Source organism: Caballeronia sp. LZ029 (assembly GCF_031451275.1).
In the GTDB taxonomy this organism is placed as follows: domain Bacteria; phylum Pseudomonadota; class Gammaproteobacteria; order Burkholderiales; family Burkholderiaceae; genus Caballeronia; species Caballeronia jiangsuensis.
Genome location: NZ_JARUXO010000101.1, coordinates 16345 through 36371, shown reverse-complemented (window position 1 = coordinate 36371; position 20027 = coordinate 16345). Strand labels below are relative to the sequence as shown.

18 protein-coding genes and 3 pseudogenes are annotated in these 20027 nt (G+C 57.2%); 12 read left to right on the top strand and 9 right to left on the bottom strand.

All coding sequences use genetic code 11. The features are described from left to right. Nucleotides 1-968: 968 nt before the first annotated feature. Nucleotides 969-1304 (top strand): universal stress protein, encoded by a 336-nt coding sequence (locus QCE73_RS38150; protein ID WP_309885955.1) that lies wholly within the window; start codon nt 969-971, stop codon nt 1302-1304. Nucleotides 1305-1913: 609 nt separating this feature from the next. Here QCE73_RS38150 and QCE73_RS38145 read toward each other — a convergent pair. Together QCE73_RS38145 and QCE73_RS38140 are read right to left on the bottom strand one after the other, a co-directional pair. Next, nucleotides 1914-1961, bottom strand: a complete 48-nt coding sequence (locus QCE73_RS38145; protein ID WP_309885960.1) for a hypothetical protein — start codon at nt 1959-1961, stop codon at nt 1914-1916. Then, complete coding sequence (locus QCE73_RS38140; RefSeq protein WP_309885954.1) at nt 1961-2239, bottom strand: DUF1840 family protein; 279 nt, start codon at nt 2237-2239, stop codon at nt 1961-1963. The genes QCE73_RS38145 and QCE73_RS38140 overlap by 1 nt, the downstream gene beginning before the upstream one ends. Before the next feature lie 1551 nt (nt 2240-3790). Between QCE73_RS38140 and QCE73_RS38135 the strand changes: the two genes are divergently transcribed. The 3 genes from QCE73_RS38135 to QCE73_RS38125 all read left to right on the top strand — a co-directional run bounded on the left by QCE73_RS38135 (nt 3791) and on the right by QCE73_RS38125 (nt 6864). Next, nucleotides 3791-3976, top strand: coding sequence for a hypothetical protein (locus QCE73_RS38135; protein ID WP_309885959.1), 186 nt, complete (start codon nt 3791-3793; stop codon nt 3974-3976). 633 nt (nt 3977-4609) lie between these two features. Beyond that, nucleotides 4610-5311, top strand: a complete 702-nt coding sequence (locus tag QCE73_RS38130) for an amino acid permease (RefSeq protein WP_404989876.1) — start codon at nt 4610-4612, stop codon at nt 5309-5311. 326 nt (nt 5312-5637) lie between these two features. Beyond that, nucleotides 5638-6864 carry a HAMP domain-containing sensor histidine kinase gene (locus QCE73_RS38125; RefSeq protein WP_309885952.1) on the top strand — a complete coding sequence of 409 codons (1227 nt, stop codon included), beginning with the start codon at nt 5638-5640 and terminating at the stop codon, nt 6862-6864. Between the two features lie 360 nt (nt 6865-7224). On the opposite strand, the gene QCE73_RS38120 is transcribed toward QCE73_RS38125, so the two are convergent. Continuing rightward, a complete protein-coding gene (locus QCE73_RS38120; protein WP_309885951.1) occupies nt 7225-7392 on the bottom strand; it encodes a hypothetical protein in 168 nt (55 codons plus the stop codon). Beyond that, entirely contained in the window at nt 7358-7585 is a 228-nt protein-coding gene (locus QCE73_RS39525; RefSeq protein WP_404989875.1) for a hypothetical protein, read from the bottom strand. Before QCE73_RS39525 ends, QCE73_RS38120 begins: the two co-directional genes overlap by 35 nt. A gap of 82 nt (nt 7586-7667) precedes the next feature. Between QCE73_RS39525 and QCE73_RS38115 the strand changes: the two genes are divergently transcribed. From QCE73_RS38115 to QCE73_RS38100, 3 genes are all read left to right on the top strand, one after another. Beyond that, on the top strand, nt 7668-7829 hold the full coding sequence (locus tag QCE73_RS38115; RefSeq protein WP_309885950.1) for a hypothetical protein: 162 nt from the start codon (nt 7668-7670) through the stop codon (nt 7827-7829). A gap of 236 nt (nt 7830-8065) precedes the next feature. Then, nucleotides 8066-8377 (top strand): chemotaxis protein CheB, encoded by a 312-nt coding sequence (locus QCE73_RS38110; protein ID WP_309885949.1) that lies wholly within the window; start codon nt 8066-8068, stop codon nt 8375-8377. Nucleotides 8378-9002: 625 nt separating this feature from the next. Next, nucleotides 9003-9467 carry a transcriptional regulator fis family protein gene (locus QCE73_RS38100; RefSeq protein ID WP_309885948.1) on the top strand — a complete coding sequence of 155 codons (465 nt, stop codon included), beginning with the start codon at nt 9003-9005 and terminating at the stop codon, nt 9465-9467. Between the two features lie 158 nt (nt 9468-9625). Here QCE73_RS38100 and QCE73_RS38095 read toward each other — a convergent pair whose 3' ends face one another. The 5 genes and pseudogenes from QCE73_RS38095 to QCE73_RS38075 all read right to left on the bottom strand — a co-directional run bounded on the left by QCE73_RS38095 (nt 9626) and on the right by QCE73_RS38075 (nt 15806). Next, the gene (locus tag QCE73_RS38095; protein ID WP_309885958.1) at nt 9626-10717 is read right to left on the bottom strand and encodes a polyamine ABC transporter substrate-binding protein; all 1092 of its coding nucleotides are present in this window, start codon (nt 10715-10717) and stop codon (nt 9626-9628) included. 181 nt (nt 10718-10898) lie between these two features. Next, a pseudogene (locus QCE73_RS38090) lies at nt 10899-13013 on the bottom strand (FAD-binding and (Fe-S)-binding domain-containing protein); the annotation flags it as partial. A gap of 19 nt (nt 13014-13032) precedes the next feature. Next, nucleotides 13033-13197, bottom strand: a complete 165-nt coding sequence (locus QCE73_RS38085) for a hypothetical protein (RefSeq protein ID WP_404989874.1) — start codon at nt 13195-13197, stop codon at nt 13033-13035. Nucleotides 13198-13407: 210 nt separating this feature from the next. Next, nucleotides 13408-13802, bottom strand: a pseudogene (locus tag QCE73_RS38080) (NAD(P)-dependent oxidoreductase); the annotation flags it as partial. A 126-nt stretch (nt 13803-13928) separates the two neighbouring features. Beyond that, on the bottom strand, nt 13929-15806 hold the full coding sequence (locus QCE73_RS38075; RefSeq protein ID WP_404989877.1) for a potassium transporter Kup: 1878 nt from the start codon (nt 15804-15806) through the stop codon (nt 13929-13931). A gap of 511 nt (nt 15807-16317) precedes the next feature. Between QCE73_RS38075 and QCE73_RS38070 the strand changes: the two are divergent. The 5 genes and pseudogenes from QCE73_RS38070 to QCE73_RS38050 form a co-directional block, all read left to right on the top strand. Further along, a pseudogene (locus QCE73_RS38070) lies at nt 16318-16470 on the top strand (GntR family transcriptional regulator); the annotation flags it as partial. A 6-nt stretch (nt 16471-16476) separates the two neighbouring features. Further along, the gene (locus QCE73_RS38065; protein ID WP_309885947.1) at nt 16477-16746 is read left to right on the top strand and encodes a hypothetical protein; all 270 of its coding nucleotides are present in this window, start codon (nt 16477-16479) and stop codon (nt 16744-16746) included. Next, on the top strand, nt 16746-17450 hold the full coding sequence (locus QCE73_RS38060; RefSeq protein WP_309885946.1) for a TRAP transporter substrate-binding protein: 705 nt from the start codon (nt 16746-16748) through the stop codon (nt 17448-17450). Before QCE73_RS38065 ends, QCE73_RS38060 begins: the two co-directional genes overlap by 1 nt. Beyond that, nucleotides 17447-18886: a TRAP transporter large permease subunit gene (locus tag QCE73_RS38055; protein WP_309885945.1), complete on the top strand. Its 1440-nt coding sequence runs from the start codon at nt 17447-17449 to the stop codon at nt 18884-18886. The genes QCE73_RS38060 and QCE73_RS38055 overlap by 4 nt, the downstream gene beginning before the upstream one ends. A 258-nt stretch (nt 18887-19144) precedes the next feature. After that, complete coding sequence (locus tag QCE73_RS38050; RefSeq protein ID WP_309885956.1) at nt 19145-19807, top strand: SgcJ/EcaC family oxidoreductase; 663 nt, start codon at nt 19145-19147, stop codon at nt 19805-19807. The last annotated feature ends 220 nt before the right edge of the window (nt 19808-20027 follow it).

Sequence of the window (20027 nt, the reverse complement as noted above, 5' to 3'; positions counted from 1 at the left end):
CGGTGGCTCATCGTCTACGGCGACTGCGCCGCCCTTCGACTCCTCACCACCGGCCAAAACGATCGTCAACGACCGGCCAAAACAATTGTCGCTGCCCAATAACAAACCCGGTAATCTTCAGAAACACCGATTACACGCAATCTCTTGATAGCGAGTGATTCATCTCGGAGCCAGACCGATCCATCGATACCTCGCCGCTTGTCGGTAGGATTCTCCGCGAGAAGATGCGGACAACTGCCTTATGCGCGCCGGGATGATGGACGGACGCTCCATGACGATGGTCGGGAGACGAAGTCGACCGAGGCGCTTTCTTGACGCAGACGTTGCTCCTTGTCGAAGGAAGCGGTGGTTGAATGCTACACGATGGTTGAATGCTACATATTGTGTCTTGCTGGCCAACGCGATCGGTGCACGTAGGACGAGCAAACGCGCAATCGCCTTGTAGCGCTCCAGGCGACCACTTAAGGTCGGAGCCACTGATCGGATCCGGCAGCCTGTAGAGAAGGCCTAGCACAAGCAACGCGACCACAATCAAAACAAGGCCGATGGCCACGAGATGCTCTACGACGCGGACAACCATCGGGCCACCTCCGGTATGGCTTCCTTAGGTGATGTGAGAGCGCTCTTCGCGAAAATATCTCAAGTTGTAACGCAGCCTCTGAGTGAGTGCAAACGCGCGCGCATCGGTGCATTCCCCGAGAAGGAAATATATCGACATTTTTGCTCAGTTACCGTTTTCCTGAGCGGGCCAAAACTGCTTATTTCACAGACACCGATGATCTTTTAAGAATGCGCAACTGAATTGCCTTACCATATTTGCTGGCCGGCATCCCTAAATTGAATCGTCTTATAAAATTCGGACTCGCCTCAACATAGTTCATCCCCGGAATTATTCCCGCAGGACGCGGTCTGATCCTATGTCATCACCCGTTTTGCAACAGGCGTGTGGAGACACTTGTGGCGTTTCAATGAGCGATGTCGTCGCAGGAATTCAAGAGGAGAAGACCTTCCGATCCCTCGCACGCGAGAACGCCAGTCTTGTACTGTCGGATGCGCAAGAGTATTTCACTAGATTTGGTGCACGCGGCAGTACCGTCCTCGAAGATGCGTTTGGTGAGCCCGTCGCGGATGTGATCGTTCGGCTGGCTGTCAGACTGGATGCAGAGCTCATTGCAATCGGCACACATGGTAGAGCTGGAATCGGAAGACTGCTTCTTGGCAGTGTTGCCGAGTCAGTGCTGCGGCAGACGAAGGTGCCCTTATTGTTGGTAAAGAGTTTTCGCGACGTCCCCGCGCAAACGTGAATACGCGGGTCGCCCGTAATGGGGCTGACAAGCGTGGCGGTGATGATTCTCGCGTTTACTGAGAACGTCACAATGAGATGCCGGAACGCTAACTGACGGGACTACGCCAGCTACAGACTCGACGGCCACGGGCGGCGCTTCTTGCGTTGGTTCCCTGTAGGTTGAAGCGTGGGTTGTACGCGAAATGATCTGTGTCAGATGGCGATCTACAGATTGCGCGCGTTTCTCGGGTAAGCTATCTCTCGATCGGCAGATTGCAGTGCCTCGTTTGAGCCAGTGTGTAGCAGGCCGTAGGGGGCAGGGCACTTGCTCAATGCGCGGCGTGAACTCGGTCAACTTCGCGGGAGGCCAGGTCGATGCACGCGAAGAACTAAGGAAGTGTGTCACGATGAGCGCAGGGGACTGCGCAGGTTAACCAGTCGCGCGGTTGGACTTCAGGGTCACGAGGCACCGGTTGGTCAAGCAGGAAAGTAGGCCGCGCATGCGGCTTTCATGCCCTGCGACGAGAAGCAAGCGCGTAATCCTCCGGAAGGGGGATGATTGCGTGGTTTCGAGCTCTCTTCGGGACGCGGCACGTGACCAGCGCGCCTCACGGAAAATAAGATCGGTCTAAATTCCCCATAGGATGTCGTCGTTCTGACGGTGCGCCTCGCGCATCATATCGAGCAGCGGCCATGCGCGGTGTCCATCGTCGCGACATCGCAATGATTTGAAGCGTAGTCATTTGGCACATGATGGAGGGCATCAAGGGCGACCTCAGAGCGCGCTTCTTCCTGAATAGCGCTTTCCAGTTTCGGTATCGCCCCCTCCAGTTCGTCGTGGCTGATGACGCCGCGAGATCCAACCCTCTTCCCGATGAACGCGAGAAGAAACTCTGCGAGGTTTCGCAGCATAACAACGTCAGGCGTTGAACGACACTTGAACGTAACAAGCATGGCAACCTCCGAACAGAAGCCTGGCTGGGTGCCGGTTGTTACTTGCTGAGAACGCACCTTGAATGATTGATGCGGCAAAGAGTGAACCCGTCCCAGAAACACGACTAAATTATAGCGCCATATAGCACAGTGTGCCATATCTAGACTTATGCTCCTCGGTTCGCTGGTCGACGACCTTGACGGCCGCGATGTGCGAGCCAGCCCCGGCGTGGTGCGCCTCAAAGGCCTGCGCGATCGTATCGGGCGAAGAGTCTCGCGCTCTGTATGCGGCGACGGCGCTCAACATGTAAGGTCTAAGAGTCAAGTTCGCTGACCGACAAGCTGTGACTCGTCCATCTCAAATCGAGTCAAGCCTGTTGCAAGGTCGCCGCTTAACGGCAAGCGCCCCGTTGATACTCCGTTGTTGAGAGGACGGATGCGGCTCACAATGCCGCTCTAGACGGCGGTTGATACGCGTAAACGCAAATTCCCCGCGGCTAACCCATGGTCTAGACTTCGATCAATGACCTTTGTACGACCGGTCTGCATTTTTGCTCCGGGACGCTTCGGTTGTGCAATCTTTGATTTGAAGTTATGGGTCGCCTCGATGGAACTTCTGAGTCGAATCGTCAAGGTGTTTGTGATCGCTGTCGGAGCACTGAGCGGTGCCAGTGCTAGTAGTGCATCGGACCGAATGTTCAATGGTCGATGGGCCGTCGCACAGGACAGCCACTGGTTGACGCTTGGATCAGGATCTGCATGGCGATTAATCGACCTCGACAAGGTCGTGTTGGGGCGAGTTCCCGGAAGCACTGACCCGATCGAAGGGTACCCGTTCGCTGGGCTGGAAGCGTTTGTGGAAAATGCGCAAACGTACCATGACGAGGTATCTAGAAGTCAACCTGCATTCGGGGCCGGGGGCTTCGCATCGAGCGCATTAGGCGCCAATGCCTCTGAAGCGCGGCCAGACTTCTGACTTAAGCGGTTTGCACATAACCTTCTGCGGCTAACTCGTTGTCCATGCGCCCGCCTCCCGCGGGGTTGGCTTGATATCTGATCCAGAACGCTCCCGAACGGACGGCGACGCCACACGGGCTAGCCTCGTTCGCAGCGAAAGTTCAAACGCTCCACTAGGCTGACTCGGCGCCAGTAAGCGCGTCTCAGATAAGTGGTTGGTTCGAATCCTCAAGCATCCTTTCATCCAGGTTTAATCAGCGATGGCTTTCGGACGGCGCGCGCCGCCCGGTCACGGCCTCCGGATCGGTGCTGAAGTGGTCGCGGTGTCAAAGGCTGTCGACTCTTTGATTTCGCGAACTTGCCAGACGGCATTTCTGGACAACCGAGTGCTGGAGAATTGCACGTTGGCGAACTCAGTTCTCGCTTAGTTCGGTGCCATTGTGCGCTTCGAGACGGGGCTCTTTCCAAATATGGCAGAATGTGACATATAATGACAGTGGAGGGCCCACGACACAGACGGCTCGCGATCCTGCCAGCGGCGCAGGAGGGGGATCCCGAAGTAGGCTGGGAAAGCGACATCGGGGTGCGAGGAGACCTTCACGGGGAGCTTGAATGATGGTCATCAATAGCGGTTTTGAAATCGGTTATCTATTGATCGCATTTGCGCTTTTGGGAGTGATCCTGATTGGCGCTTTACTTAGTGTCCTGCATATAGATCGGTGGCATCCCAAGCTGATCGGCGCGGTCATTGGGACCCTTTTGGGTTTCGCTTTAATTGAAGCGGTACCGGTGCTCACCTAATTCGCGACCATTTATGGATGAGGGTGGCGGAGGATGCGAGGTAAGAACGGAAAGCCTCGCTCGACGCGAGTTGCGGCGTTCGTGGGCAATCCGTGCACAAGCGGTAAGTTTCCTTGCGCTCTTGAGGTCCTTTTCACCTGCGCCAATCGGAAGAATGAAGCACAGTCTGACATAATCCGAGATGAACGAACGTCAAGGACCTCGCGTTCTCCCTGAGATGGCTGGACGGATTTTTTCGCTCTAAACTGTCCACTTTCACATACGCCGTCTCTCGTACGTTGACCACGTGACCTTGTGCGGAAAGTGCTGGGCGGGTCAAATAAGCGACATATCGAGCCTCACGCTGTCCTAGAAGCTGCGCCGGGATTCGGGTGTCGCCGGGATTCGGGTGTCGTCGGTCTTCTGTTTGCAAGATGACCAGCATTGTAGGATCGGGTTGGTTATTCGGTGCCTATCACGCAGCGAAGATCGCGGCCCATTGAGTATTGGCAGTTGGGCGCTTGGTGCGGTCATTGTCATGCTCATCGCGCTGTGTTTCGCTGAGCTGGCTGCGCCTTCTCCGCGCAGCGGTGCGCTGGTGCATATGAGCCACGCAAGTCACGGCGAGGGACTGGGCGCATATGGTGTTGGCTCTTGTTTTTGGCTTACGTACCGGTTCCCCCGTTGAGACCGAAGCGGATCGTCACCTACGCGAACAACTACCTTCCATACTTCATTCGACCCGGTAGCGAAGGGGTGCTCATCACGGTTGGCTTTGTGACGTGCGCGGCGCAGCTTGGCCTTACCGAGCTCCTAAATTTGATGGTCGTCCGACGGCTGCTGAATGTGAATACCGCCATTACGTGGTCGAAGATTCTGGTGCCCGTGCTCACCATTACCGGGCTCATGGCCGCGAGTACGCCTTGGAGCGTAATGGGCGCTGCACCCGGCAGCTACAAATTCTCCGGCCTTTTCACGGCGCTCCCGGCAGTTGGGATCGTCTTCAGCTACCTCGGCTTTCGCACGGCGATCGATCTAGGCGGCGAAACCGCTAATCCACATCGCAACATCCCGCTGGCGGTCATCGGTTCAGTGCTCCTCGCTGCCGCGCTTTATATTCTGCTCCAAGTCGCATTCATCTGGGCACTAACGCCAGCGGAGCTCGCACACGGCTGGGCCAAAATAAGCTTCAAGGGTGCGATGGGGCCTTTCGCCGGGCTGGCAACGACGCTCGGACTAACGGGACAAGCGCACATTCGCTTATATCATGATGAGACGGTTGAACTGACGGGGATACTCGATGTTCTGATTTTTTCAGACGAGATGGATATGCAGCCCTTGTCTATTGGTCTCTAACGCGTGAATCCACTACAAAGAAGACGTAATCTTATGTTCCAAGTGCGGTGAACTCGGCAGGAAAGAGATGGCACATTATCCAGTGGCATGGTTGTGTGCGCTTGGCCAGTTGCCGTCGGCAACTGAGCTCGCGCGAGCGATTGCATGACGCGATTTTCGGTGGAACTGGGGATGACGTATGCGTCCAACGCTTGGTGCTTGGCCACGCCCTCATTTTGCGCTAATAATTTCCTGTTAGATTGGGATTGAGATCGAGGTCGATCGTATTCTGATGTTGACGGTTTCTCGATCCGAGCTACGCCGAAAGTCAGCGGCAGGAGCGTGTAATGCTTGCACAAATGTCCTTACGTCGGCGCCTGGAAGTATCACTGGCCTGCACAGCGCTCTTGGCAGGCTTACTAGTGGGCGTTGGCGCCTTCTCAATCTTATGTTCGCTGCCGACGGATTATCACTGGAATCAGCCGATTGCCGTTCCGAAAGATGTACCGAAGCGAGGGGGCCCCGGGGATGTCGCGGGTTTTTCCTTACCGGGCGCGTCGAGCGACGCGCCCATGCAAAACTCCCGTGGGCGAGACGCATTGAGTCACGCTGGCGGACCTGGTCAGACCGTCTTTGAAGAAGCTGGCATCGGCGCGACTGCGGAAATAGCAGCGGTGAGTGGAATTTTTGGTTTGATCCTGTCTGCAGGGTTTGCGATGGTAAATATAATCATCGTGAGGCGATGCCTGCGTCCTTTGGATCGCCTAATGCTGCATATTGCTCAGATTGAAACGGAAGATTCATTGCATCCGGTCTATACGGAGGCGATGCCGAGCGATCTTCGGCCGTTTCTCGAATCGATGCGACGACTGTCGAAACGCTTGTCATCCCGTAAGGAGGCAGAGAAGAGGTTTTTGGCGAACGCAGCGCACATGCTACGAACGCCTGTTGCGGCTCTCCAACTGCAGGTTGCGAACCTTCTGAACGCACCGGCTGGGCAGCGCGTTGAGCGAGCAAGGGAATTGCAGCAGGGAGTCAGCCGTTTGGCCTTGCTGATATCAAGGTTGCTAGTGCTGGCTCGCGCGGACGTCGGCCCAGCTCACACGTTGGACAAGGTCTCGGTGGCAGAACTCGTTCAGCAGGTGGTGTCGAGCCTGCTTCCTCTCGCCTTTAATCGGAATGTGGACCTCGGTGCCGAGCGACTTGAGCGACTTGTCATTAGCGCGTCTGAGGCGGATCTAGAAATTGTAGTTGGCAACATTGTCGACAACGCGATTCGCTACGGCGGTTCGGGCGGACGCGTGGATGTTAATGTATTTAGAGAGGGTGATCAAGCGGTTATCGACATAATCGACGAGGGCCCTGGCATATTGGGCGAAGAGCTGGAGCGGGCGTTCGTGGGATTTCAAGCGAGTGGAACCCCGCCTGAGGTTGCGATTGGTCTCGGTCTGATGGTCGCGAAGAGGTTGACCGAAAGTTATGGCGGGCGCCTCACCGTTGGTGATCGCGCGGACGGAAAGACTGGGACGGTTGTGCGCATTACGTTCCCCATCGCGGTAGTTGGATTGACGTGAGGCCCTCGCCAACTCAGAACGCGTTCGAGTAGACCGCTCGATCGACGGAGCTCCGAATCAATTTAACGCGAAAACGATCGGCGCAGCCTAGGCCTCTCCTCTTTCGTCCTTTCCAACTACTACGATTGATGGCGAACGTAGCATAAACCAAGGCACATCCAAGTTCACCAGCTTGAATGTTCGAAGCACGTGGCAGGGACGATATGGGACGCGGCCTCACCGCGACGTCAGCGACCTACGCGCGCGTGCGTCAAAACGAGCACAGCGCCGTTCGCGAACGTCAAAGCGCTCACTATCGCTTCGTGGATCCGTTGTGTGCGCTGTCAAGCCCGGGTCCTGATAAGTCATCCTTTGTTCGGTTCAGCCGCCGCCGATGCCTTGCGTTACTTTTCCCGTACCGCCGCAGGTCTTGCAGTCGGTGCCTTCAGACTTGCCAGAGCCATTGCAATTTGGACAAATATCTTCGCCCGATCCTGGCGCGCTGGGCTCGGCTTCATCGCCTGGATTGAGAGGAGGTTCCTGAGCCATCGATGTCTCCTTGGGGTTTGCAATATTTATCGGCTACGCAAGCAACCTTCCTCATAATCTCGTGCGCATGCGACTTGAGCCGCCGACAAAGCCCGACGCCGTGGAGGTTCGGCATCTCCAGATACGTGACGATTACGTCCGGCAGGTGCCGTCCCGCCTGAGAGAGCGCCGCCTCGCCGTTACCGGCCAGCATGACCCGGAAATCGTGCGCTTAGAACGCGAACTGAAGCGCGAGCAGAGAGTCGCCGTCTTCGTCGACCAGTAGAACGGAGGGCATGCCGGTGTTCCACGATGTCGATCTTCCGTTGATGAAGCGCAACCACCGTGCCGAACGCCGCGTGCACACCATCCAACGATCACAAGCGCCAGCGCATATTGCAGTTCTCGACATCAATATCGCGGCTGCAGATCGGTTCCACCTCGCCGCGATGCTGTGAAATCTGCCGCTACGCGTGACATCTAATATCATCGCTTACACGTCGCCATATGAGACACGGTAAATTAGAGGTGTGGCGTCTGGGTTTGAGGCCTACTGCCGAAAGGGCGAGGCGCGGCGCCGCTAAGCGATATCATTAAATCCGCGCAATCGACCAGACGAACGCCCACGGTCGTCGAGTCCGGGGCGATGCGAATGAGTCTGCGCGGTGCGAATGCAGCAAGAATGGGAAAAGTCATGGCCGACGAAGTAGCGAGCGGGACCGGAGCGGGAGGCAAAGGCCCAAACTTCGCGGTCGTAGGCGTCGGCGCTTCAGCCGGCGGCGTCCAAGCCCTTCTGCGTTTTTTTGAGACCGTGCCCGCTGCGCCCGGCGTCGCTTTTGTCGTCGTCCTGCACCTGTCGCCCGACCATACCAGCCATGCTCACGACGTACTCCAGAATGTCACGTCCTTGAATGTCCAGCAGGTGAACGGGTCGGTTCCGCTGGAGCGGGACCATGTTTATGTGATTCCGTCGGTAAAACTGCATATGGCAGAATGTGACATATAATCACCGCAGGCCACCCACGACACAGACGGATCGCGTGTCGCGGTCAAGCTAGCGGCGCTGGAAGGGGGATCGCGAAGTGGGCTGGGAAAGTGACGATGGGGACTGTGAGGAGTCCTTCACGGGGAGGCTGAATGGTGGTCATCAATAGCGGTTTCGAAATTGGGTACCGGTTGACCGCATTTGGGCTTTGGGAGCGATCCTAATTGGCGCTTTACTTCGCGTACTGCAAATGGATCGGTGGCATCCCAAGCTGATCGGAACGGTAATTGGGATTTTTTTGGGATTTTGGGTTTCGCTTTAATTGAAGCCGTACCGATGCTCACCTGAGTCGCAACCATTTGTGTGCGTGAAGGGTGACCGAGGATGCGCGGTAAGACCGGAAAACCGTGCTCGATGCAAGTCACGGCGTTCGCGAATCAATTCCGGGCGCAAGCGATAAGTGTCCTTCCGCTCGCAATGTTCTTTCGCCTGCGCCGGTCGAAGGATAAACCAACGTCTGATATTCGCCTGCAGCTCCGGAGCAACGCGCTTGAAGCGCGTCGGCATGATCTCGGGATTAACCTAGGCTCCGACCGAATTCTGTCTTGGCTAAAATGGTAATTTGTAACCCAATTAGGCAAGCCAAATGTCCGATGACAAGGAGGGAACCTTCCTTCTTCTGCGGCGCGGACGACGGTCAAAAACGTATCTGCTTCCGATGTCGCCACCACAAGCACATGTGACGGCGCTTCCGATTCGGTCCGCGCTGGAGACGGTTCGATGCAATCAAGCAGGGAGGCGCGCAGTTCTTATCCTCGCTCATACGGCCCTACTGACCAATTATTTGTCGGAAGCTGGATTTGGTTCTCTTAATCTTCGGTTCGTTTACAGAGTCAAGGCGGAACTGCTCGCTGTACTGGATCGTGGGAAGGTGACAGGCGATTGGACGATTTCGAAAGTGTTACTGGAGCAGATCACGGCGGTTGTCGACGAACATGAAAGGCAGTTGCGTGAAGTGCGCTGCATGGCAGTCGCTGACGCCACGAAGAGGCTAGAGCGACTAATCGCAACTGATCCACAAAGACTTTCGTTGCTGCATCTTGAGTCGTAACTCAAAATCTGCAACAAAGCGACGACATTGGGAGATTGCTAAGCGGCGCAGTTGTTGGTCGGTCTTAGGGCTATCAATGGTTTGGCGAACTGTCGAAGTATGCTATTTTGAGGCTACCTTCGCATTCCGGCATGCTCTGAACTTTTGCCTATCGGTGATCACCGTCCGCTTTTGAACTCAGTCCAGAGACGGGTTTGTAGACGCTGAATGTCCTGTGGCAACGGTTTGAGTAAAAAGAGCGTTTGCACCACGTCGTGTGGAGGATAGACTGCAGGGTCGTTTGCGACGTCTGGCTTGACATATTTCTTAGCTTCCGAGTTAGCGCTCGGGTAATAGACCGCATTGGTGATTGCCGCGTGTACCTGCGGTGTCTCGATGTAGTTGATCCATTGCAGCGCGGCCTCCTTGTTTTTGGCATCTTTCGGGATCGCCATCACATCGAACCAGACAGGTGCTCCTCCCTTCGGAATGTAATACTCGATCTGATACGCCTTCTTTGCTTCCATCGCGCGATGTTTAGCGATCACGACGTCGCCTGACCATCCGTACGCAATGCAAATGTCCCCGCCAACGAGGTCATTAATGTAGCCGCTGGAATTGAACTGTAGGATGTAGGGCCGAATTTTCTTGAGCATGGCAAGTGCGGCGCAGTAATCGGCCGGATTCACGCTCATTGGATCCTTACCCATGTAATGCAGTGCCGCTGCGAACATCTGATCAGGCGCGTCCAACACGGATACGCCGCAGCTCTTAAGCCTCGACAAATACTCAGGTTTGAAAAGAATGTCCCAGCTGTCGAGTGCGATATCCTTGCCAAGAATTTTCTGAACCTTCGTGACGTTATAGCCGAGACCGGTGGTGCCATACGCCCAAGGAACCGTGTATTGGTTGCCGGGGTCCGCCCCTGCCACAAGCTTCATCAACGTAGGATCGAGAAAACGAAGGTTCGGCAGTTTCGATTTGTCCAACGGCGAAAAGATGCCGGCTGCGATCTGCTTGCCGGCGTAATTGCTGGTCGGGACAACGATGTCGTAGCCAGAGTTTCCGGTCAGAAGTTTAGCCTGCAGCGTATCATCGCTATCATAGTTGTCGTACTTGACCTTGATTCCCGTCTGTTTGGTGAAGTTTATGATGGTATCCGCTGCGATGTAGTCGGACCAGTTGTAGACATTCAACTGGGAATCCTTTGCCCATGCCGTCGGTATGATTGCGCAGGTGACAACGCACAATACGCCGTGTGTGAGACACATGCCGAGAAATGAAAGGCGAAGCTTCGAATTCGCTTTCATGTCCTTCTCCAAAAATTGACTCGCGTGATGGAGACTATATCTGGATTTTGAAGAGTATAGGGACGACCGCGAGATGTCCCCTGTTGTTTCGAGAAGGGAGTGAAGTTGCGTCTCTCGAACTAGCTTCGATAGCCCGAGCGGGCGCATAACGCGGCATGAAGGCGCCATCTTTTCTCGCAGACCAATGCCGTGGCGCTTGGCCCACGCGGCGCGCGCCTCGATCTCGAATTTCGCCATATCGACGCCAGTCAGGCAGTCACGCTTACAACCTTTGCAGGAAACACACAGGTCCAGCGTGTCCTTGACATCCTGACTTGCAAGTCCTTCTTCACCGAGCTGCCCGGAGATTGCGAGGCGCAAGGTGTTGGGCCGTCCACGCGTGAGATGCTGCTCATCCTTGGTCACGCGATAGCTCGGACACATCGTGCCTGCGTCGAACTTGCGGCAGTGCCCATTGTTGTTGCACATCTCGACGGCTTTGGCGAGGCCGCCGCTGAGGTCGTCTCCACTGCCCGGGGAAGACTCGGCGCCAGTGAGCGGGTCACGCGTCACATTCCACGCCGACCAGTCCAGAACCGGTGCGAGCGGCTTCTCGCGGTAGGTTGGCGGATAGCGGAACAGACGCGCGTCGTCCATCTTTGGTGGCCGCACGATCTTGTCTGGATTGAAGCGGTTCTCCGGATCGAAAAGCTGTTTGATCTCGCTAAATGCCTGGTTGATGCGCGGCCCGTACTGCCAGGCGACCCATTCGCCGCGGCAGAGACCGTCGCCATGTTCTCCAGAGTACGCGCCTTTGTATTCGCGCACGAGTTCCGCTGCTTGCTCCGCGATGTCGCGCATCTTCTGAGCGCCATCGCGTCGTCGCAGGTCGAGAATGGGTCGCACATGCAAGGTGCCGACGCTCGCGTGCGCGTACCACGTTCCTTCGGTCCCATGCTGATGGAACATTTCGGTGAGTCGACTCGTGTATTCGGCGAGATGCTCGAGCGGCACCGCGCAGTCTTCGATGAACGAGACCGGCTTGCCGTCGCCCTTCATGCTCATCATGATGTTCAAGCCGGCCTTGCGCACATCCCACAGGGCTTTCTGCTCGTTGGGCTCCGGCATCTGCACGACGGCGCCGGGCAGGCCGAGCTCACTGATCAGATCGTCGAGTTTGGCAAGGCGACGCAGCTGAGCGTCACGATCGTCTCCGGAAAACTCGACCAGCAGAATCGCAGCGGGGCGTCCCACCAGGGCTTTCTCGATGACCGGCTTGAACGCCGGGTTTGAGAGCGACAGCTCAATCATCGTGCTGTCGACGAGTTCGACCGCAGTCGGACGCAGCTTGACGATGTGCTGCGTGAAGTCCATCGCCTGGTAGAAGGTCGGAAAATTCACGACACCCAGCGTTTTGTGCGCGGGCAACGGCACGAGCTTGGGCGTCATCTGCCGGCTGAACGCAAGTGTGCCTTCGGAGCCCACCAGCAGGTGCGCCATATTGGCGACGCCGTCGTCGGTATAGGCGAGCGGGTTCTGACAATCGAACAGATCGATGTTGTAGCCTGCGACGCGGCGCAGCACTTTGGGCACGCGCTCGATGATTTCGCTGCGTTCTCGTGTCGCAATGGCGCGCACGCCCTCGACGATGCCGCGCATTCGCGGGTCCGACACCGGAGACTTGAGCGATTCGAAGCGCCCCTCGCTGGCGTCGGCAAGAATGGCATCGATCGAAATGACGTTATGCACCATGTTGCCATATTCGATCGAGCGTGAGCCGCAGGAGTTGTTGCCCGTCATGCCGCCGACGGTGCATTGCGCGGCGGTCGACACGTCCACAGGGAACCACAGACCATGTGGCTTGAGCCATGCGTTGAGGTGATCCAGCACCACGCCCGGCTCGACGGTCACCGTGCGCGCGTCCTTGTCGAATGAAACAACGTTGTTGAGCCGCTTGCTGGTGTCAATGACGAGTGCTTCGCCAACTGTCTGGCCACACTGGCTCGTACCGCCGCCGTGCCAGGACCGGAGCCTTCTCGGTGCGCGCAATATCGAGCGCCAAACGCAGGTCGTCCTGATTTCGCGGCACCACGACGCCGATCGGCATGTTCTGGTAGATCGACGCATCGGTTGCATAGCGTCCACGGCTCGCCGTATCGAAGAATACGTCGCCCGAGAGCGTTTCGCGCAGGCGTCGCGCGAGCGGAGAATTCAGCCGTCCGGAAGAGGGCACCAGATGAATGGGTTTGACCAAGAGGCCAGAGGTCGGATTTGCCATTTTCAGCATCCAGTCAGAGCTAGACGAGTTCGAATTCGACGGCGGGCAGGCCGTCGAGCTCGCCGTGCGCCACGCCAGCGGATTTCTGGAAGACCATGCCCGTGTACGAACCCGTCGTCACGATCATGTCCGGCGTCATTGCGATGCGATGATGCTGCGTGCAGTGATTGACGAGCCACGGCAATAGCCGCAGCAGCGATGGTTAGCTCAAATACGGGTAGAGAACTTCTTGTCAACGAGGATGTGAAATGACTAACGTAGTGATTGTATCGGCCGCACGGTCAGCGGTCGGCAAATTTGGCGGGTCGCTCGCGAAGATTTCTGCACCCGATCAGCTCCGAGCGCAGTAACGCACTGGGCATCGGGCAGACGGCATATCGCAACTCCAAGTGCGTCAGCTATCAATCGCGTCGAGAATGTATTGCGTGCACCGCCATCGATAATACTGATTGAGGTTCAGCTGGTCTGCGAGCGACTGTCTCGCGTCTTCGCTGACCCATGCGACGTGCGGTGTGACTATGAATGCGGGATGGTTCAGAATTCTATTGAACGGATGGTCGACAGGCAAAGGCTCTTGCGTAACTACGTTAAATCCTGCCATCTGATTCGCCTTCAGCACTCGAACGAGTGCGTCTTCATTGACGAGACCGCCACGCGCTGTATTGATGAAAAGCGGGCGCCGCTTCATCTTCGCATCTTCGCAAACTCTGCGTCGCGGATAAGGTCGCGCGTGGTGTCTTTGAGCGAACAGTGAAGCGAGACGTTGTCCGACTCTTCCATGACTTTCTCAAAACGCGTGTACAACGCATATCGTCGCGGCTCCGAGCGCTGTACGAGCAACTGCGGCCGCCTTTTCCCAGCGAAATGTTGTCAAAGAGGGGGGCCGAGGCTTTGGTTCGAGGCGGCATTGCCCCTTCAAATTTCTACCTGCGCTCCCAGTTCGATGACGCGATTGGGCGGAATCTTGAAGTAATCAGCCGCGTCGCGGGCATTGCGAGACATCGCGGCATACAAGGCCTCCCGCCATAGCGCCATGCCGGCTTTGGGCGTGGCGAGGACTGTCTGGCGCGCAATAAAAAAGGAAGTTTGCATCGGGTCAATCGAGAGTCCAGCAGGTCGACCTTCTTGCAAAGCGCGCGGTATGTCGCGCTCATCCGAGAATCCGTAGTAGACGTTGACTTGGTAGCAGTTGTGTCCAAGCGGAACGACCTTGATGCGCTCCCTATCCGGAATTCTGGGGATGTCGGTGGCGTAAACAGTCAAAAATATCGTTCGTTCATGCAGTACTTGGTTATGCAGTAGGTTATGCAACAGCGCATGCGGAACGCCGTCGCCTTCAGCACGGAAAAAGACGGCCGTGCCGGGAACGCGCAGCGGTGGATTAACAAATAGCGACTGGAGGAAGTGGTCGAGAGGGATGAGTTGGCGTTGGAGGCTCTGGAAGACGAGTTCGCGTCCCCTTCGCCATGTCAGCATAAGCATGACCATCAGCGCGCTGATGGTAAGCGTAAACCAGCCGCCGCTAATGATTTTCAAACTCGTGGAGGAAAACAAAGCTACGTCAATCATCAAAAAGAATCCGGTCGCGGCGACCGATAGTAATAACGGGAATTTCCAGCCGAAACGAACAACGAAGAACGTCAACAGCGTCGTTGTAAACATCGTAGCGGTCGCGGCAATGCCATAGGCCGAAGCCAAATTGGAAGACGACCCGAATCCCACGACCGCCAAAGTGACAGCTACGAGCTGTAGCCAATTGACGAGTGGAATATAGATTTGCCCCTTTTGGCTTTCAGAGGTCTGGCGAATGCGCATACGAGGCAAGAAGCCCAGCGCAATAGCTTGCTGAGTCACTGAAAACGCACCAGAGATTGTCGCCTGCGATGCGATAACGGTCGCCATCGTCGAGAGCACTACGAGCGGATAGACGCTCCAGGGGCCGAGTTGGAGAAAAAACGGATTCGAAACCGCTGCGGGATTCGATAACAACAAGGCACCTTGCCCGAGGTAATTGAGTGCCAGCGCAGGAGCGACGATAGAGAACCACGCCAAGCGAACTGTCTTTTTGCCAAAATGGCCCATATCAGCATATAAGGCTTCGGCACCGGTGAGTGCCAAGACGACCGCACCGAGGGCGACGAAGGCGAACCAGCCGTTGTGAATGAGAAAGCTGACCGCGTGGAGCGGATTGAAAGCAATCAGAATGACCGGGTTCTCAGCGATATTAGCGACGCCCATCGCAGCGAGCGTAATGAACCAGACCAGCACAATCGGACCGAACCATTTTCCGATACCGGCTGTGCCCCTGCGCTGCACCAAGTACAGAGCAACCAGAACGGCCAACGTCACAGGGATAACATACGGCTTAAGAGAAGGCGCGGCTACCTCCAACCCTTCTATGGCCGACAAGACCGAAATGGCTGGCGTAATCACGCCGTCGCCGAAAAAGAGCCCTGCGCCGACCATGCCGAGCAGCATCACCGGATAGTACCAGCGGGAATTCTGAGTAACCGACGATAGCGCTAACGCGGTCATAGCCATAATGCCGCCTTCCCCTCGGTTGTCCGCCCGCAAAACAAGAGTTACGTACTTGAGCGAAATCACTATTATGAGACCCCACAAAATCAGTGAGACCACTCCGAGCACATTCATCGGTACAGGCGAAAGGCCGTGATGTTTCGCAAATACCTCCTTCATGGTGTAAAGCGGACTGGTTCCAATGTCGCCGTATACAATCCCAATGGCAGCCAGCGTTAGCGCTGCAATGCTACTTTTATTGGAGTCTGTGGTCACGACGCTGCCCCATTGTTGAGCCCCAAGCATGTAACGGCGGAGTGAACTGCGGCTTCGTCTCACGACCAGATAACGCAACCGGCGCATCGCATCCGACGCGACCGACATTTGCGTACGTGCCGCAAATTCGCCGGAACTCCGTTTCCCATCTGTCGTAACCATTATAGGCGCGCGTCATTCTCGCCCGCTTCGAATCCATAGTCGCCATATTCGCAAGTGTTTGCATTCAGGTAGGCCGGACGCTGCATAGAGCAGTGCGCGCTTAGACCACGACTTCCCCGTGGGACCATACACAAAGCAGCACGGCAGCGGAGCGAGGTGCGTCATGGAACGCTTTAGAGCGAGGACGAGGTTCCGACAAGCGTTGGGACGTGCGACAGGATGGCACAAGTGGCGAGATGATGCCGCCGCTCGGTGAAGAGACCGTTGCGGCACTATATATTTGACATAACTACTAAAGACAAGCCGCGCTACGATCGCAGCACGACAACGCGCCCGCGCCGTCATGAGTCGATACTTCCAACAGCCAAAATGGGACCGAGCGATCAACGATCACGAAGACATGCTCAAGGCGCTAGATGCGCGAGACGCAAAGCGTCTGGCGGTAATCCTGATGCATCACCTCCTGCAAAAGCGTGACGCTGTACTCGAGGTCGAGGGATGAGATACTTTGCCATTCTCGCGCGCCAGATCATGCAGACCGGCAGGAGGGAAGGCGCGGCCGAATTCACCTACAAGCTCGCTACCGGGCAATCCCTTAATCAGCCGATTCAATACGCGTCTCAAGGAAGCCATCGACCGCATACGCGAGGCGAGCAGCGGCAGGCTCGCGATCCGCGTCTTCCCTGCATCGCAACTCGGCTCGGACACCGACCTGCTATCGCAGACGCGCTCGGGCGCTGTCGAGTTTCTCAACATCGCGCGAAGCCGAGATTGGTGATGGCCGCGAGCGGGATCACCGTCGACGCCACCGAGCCCTCGGACTACGATCAGGTCTGGCGCGGCGTCGATGGCGATCTCGGCAAGATCATTCGCGCGCAGATCGACAAGAGCGGGTTCGTGTCGGTTTCGAAGGCGGCGGACAACGGCTTCCGGCAGATCACGTCCACCACGAAACCCATCAAGGCGCCCGACGACTTGCGCGGTTACCGCATTCGCGTGCCGGTCTCGCCGATGTTCACGTCGCTCTTCCAGACGCTTGGGGCGAACCCTACGTCGATCAACTTCAACGAGCTCTACACCGCGTTGCAGACGCATCTCGTGGACGGCCAGGAAAACGGCCTCGTCACGATCGAAGCGGGCAAGCTCTATGAAGTACAAAAGTACGTGGCCGATACCAATCACATCTGGGATCCGTTCTGGCTGCTCGGCAACCCGCGCGCATTCAACGCACTGCCCGACGATCTCAAGACGATCGTGAGGCGCGAATTCGACCGTGCGAGTGTCGAGCAGCGTGCGGATGTCGCGCGCTTGAACACGTCGCTGAAGTCGCAGCTCTCCGGTAAAGGCCTGACCTTCGTTCCTGCGGACAGGGACGCGTTTCGCGCAGCGCTCACGAAATCCGGCTTCTATGCGCAATGGCGCGACAAGTTCGGCGCCGGTCCCTGGAGCGCCCTCGAAGCGGTATCGGGGAAAACATCATGAGCGCGGCACACAACCTGGAGGTGCCTGGGCCATCGCTCGTACGCGACCATCACGGCGAGAGCGGCATCGAACGGTGGTTGCGTCGTGGCATCGAGGTGCTCGCGGCAGCGGCGGTCGTCGGCGAGGTCGCGCTGCTGTTCGTCGGCATCGTGGCGCGTGCGGTGTTTCACCATCCGCTCATCTGGTCGGACGAACTCGCGTCCATCCTGTTCCTGTGGCTTGCAATGGTGGGCAGTGCGCTCGCGGTGCAGCGTTCATGTCACATGCGCCTGACCTTCTTCGTATCGCACATGACGCCGCGCGCGCAAGCGTGGGCCGAGACACTGGCGGTCGCTGCTGCGGCGGCTTTCTTCGCGCTCGTGATGCATCCCGCGTTCGACTATGTGCAGGATCAGGCATTCGTCGAAACACCGGCACTCGGCTGGTCGGGCTCGGTGAGAGCACTGGCGATTCCCTTCGGCTGCGCGGCGGCATTGATCAGTTGCGGCCTGCGTCTTGCACGGCATGACCGGCGGCATATCCTCGGTGCGCTGGGGCTCATCCTGCCTGATCGCGCTCGGCTGCTATCTCGCCAAGGCGCCATTGACGAGCATGGGGCAGGGCGCGCTGCTCGTGTTCTTTGTCGGCGTGCTCGGCACGGCGGTGATGGCGGCGTGCCGATCGCCTCCGCGTTCTCGCTCGCGACGAGCGCCTACTTACTGACGACCACGTCGACGCCGCTCAGCGTCGTGGTCGGGCGCATGGATGAAGGCATGAGCACGCTGATCCTGCTCGCCGTGCCGATGTTCGTGCTGCTCGGGCAACTCGTGCATGTGACGGGCGTGGCGCGCGTGATGGTCGCGTTTCTCGCTTCGCTGCTCGGTCATGTTCGGGGCGGCATGTCGTATGTGCTGCTCGGGGCGATGCTGCTGATCTCGGGTATCTCCGGATCGAAGACGGCCGACATGGCGGCGGTTGCGCCCGTGCTTTTCCCCGAGATGCGCAAGCGCGGGATGAAGGACGGCGAGCTGGTATCGCTGCTCGCGGCGTCCGGTGCGATGAGCGAAACGATTCCGCCGTCGCTCGTGCTGATCGCGATCGCGTCGGTGACAGGCATTTCGATCGCGGCGCTTTTTACCGCGGGCATTCTGCCAGCGATCGTACTTGCTCTCGTGCTCGGCGTCGTCGCATGGTGGCGTGCGGGACGCGACGAGAAAACGGACGCGAGCCGCGCGGGCGCGGTGAGGGCGCCGTGGTCGCAAGTGCGCCGCACGTTTGTTATCGCACTGCCGGCGCTACTGCTGCCGTTTCTGATTCGCAGCGCGGTTGTCGAAGGCATCGCGACGGCGACGGAAGTATCGACGATCGGCATCGCGTATTCGCACTATCTGGGCATGCTGCTTCTCGGGCTGATTGCAATTGCCTTTATTCCCTCGATTTCGACGGCTTTCCTCTGAATCTTTGGACCGCACTTGCCAGTCGCCAAGGTGCGGTTTCACATTTTGAGAGCAGCGCCCGGTGGCGTGAGAAGTTCTCAAAGCCGCACGGTGCTGTCCATTTCGCGCGCGGCTTCGCCCTCCCTGGAGCTGCCGGCGCTTAGGCACTCCGACGCCGCGGCTGATGGCTAGCGTCTTTAACTTCGAAACGCCGCAGTCTGCCCGTTGAGGCTACGAAATGTGGGCGAACACACGACGAAAAGCGAATGGCTGAGATCAATGCATCACGTGGGCACCGCGGCAAGAATAGCGCACAATATCGATCATTCTCGTTGTGGTCACCGGTGCCGTTCGACCGCTGACGAGCGCTTCGGTGGCGTACCGGGATCCAATCAAGGGGGAAATGTGACACGCCTACAAAAGTGGTCAATATCCTTGATAGTAGTTGCGCCGATCAGTTTCAGTATTGGCTGCTCTCTTAATGCGGGGGTGCCAACCGCAGATAACCTGCAGGACGAAGCGGCGATAAAACAAGTGGTTTCTGAGATGACTCAGGGCTTCAACAGCCATGACGCGGAGGCAGCCACCGGAATGTACACCGACGATGCCGACTTCGTCAGTGTCCGCGGCGAGGTGGCAAAGGGAAGGGCCGAGATTCGAAAGGGGCTGGCCGGCATTCTGAGCACAAGGGCAAGGAATGCATCACTCGATACTAAAGTTGTAACGATCCGGTTTGTTCGACAAGACGTTGCTCTTGTGCACGTTATCAACGAGTTGAGCGGGCTCGTAAATTCCGAGGGACAGGCGCTGCCCGCACATCGGGAGATAAGCCTCCGAGTATTCGTGAAGGAGTCCGGGGTTTGGCGGGTAGCCGCTTTCCAAAATACTCTAGCGAGACCGTTTGAGCCTAGCTCGACGTTGAAGGGTGCTTCCGCGCCGTGACAGACGAAACGCAGTTGTCAAAGAGGCTGTTACAACACCTGGAATAGGCTTGGCCCGAGACTCGACGATGATTGGATTGCTGACAGCCCTACCTCATCCGTTTCGTGGAGTAGGCATGCTAGAGGCCTTGTCTTATTTTACATAAATCCATTGATAATTCGTGGCAGATGGGAGATTAGCCTCCTATCGTTCGTCCGATGGCAATGCGCCGAGGTCAGGG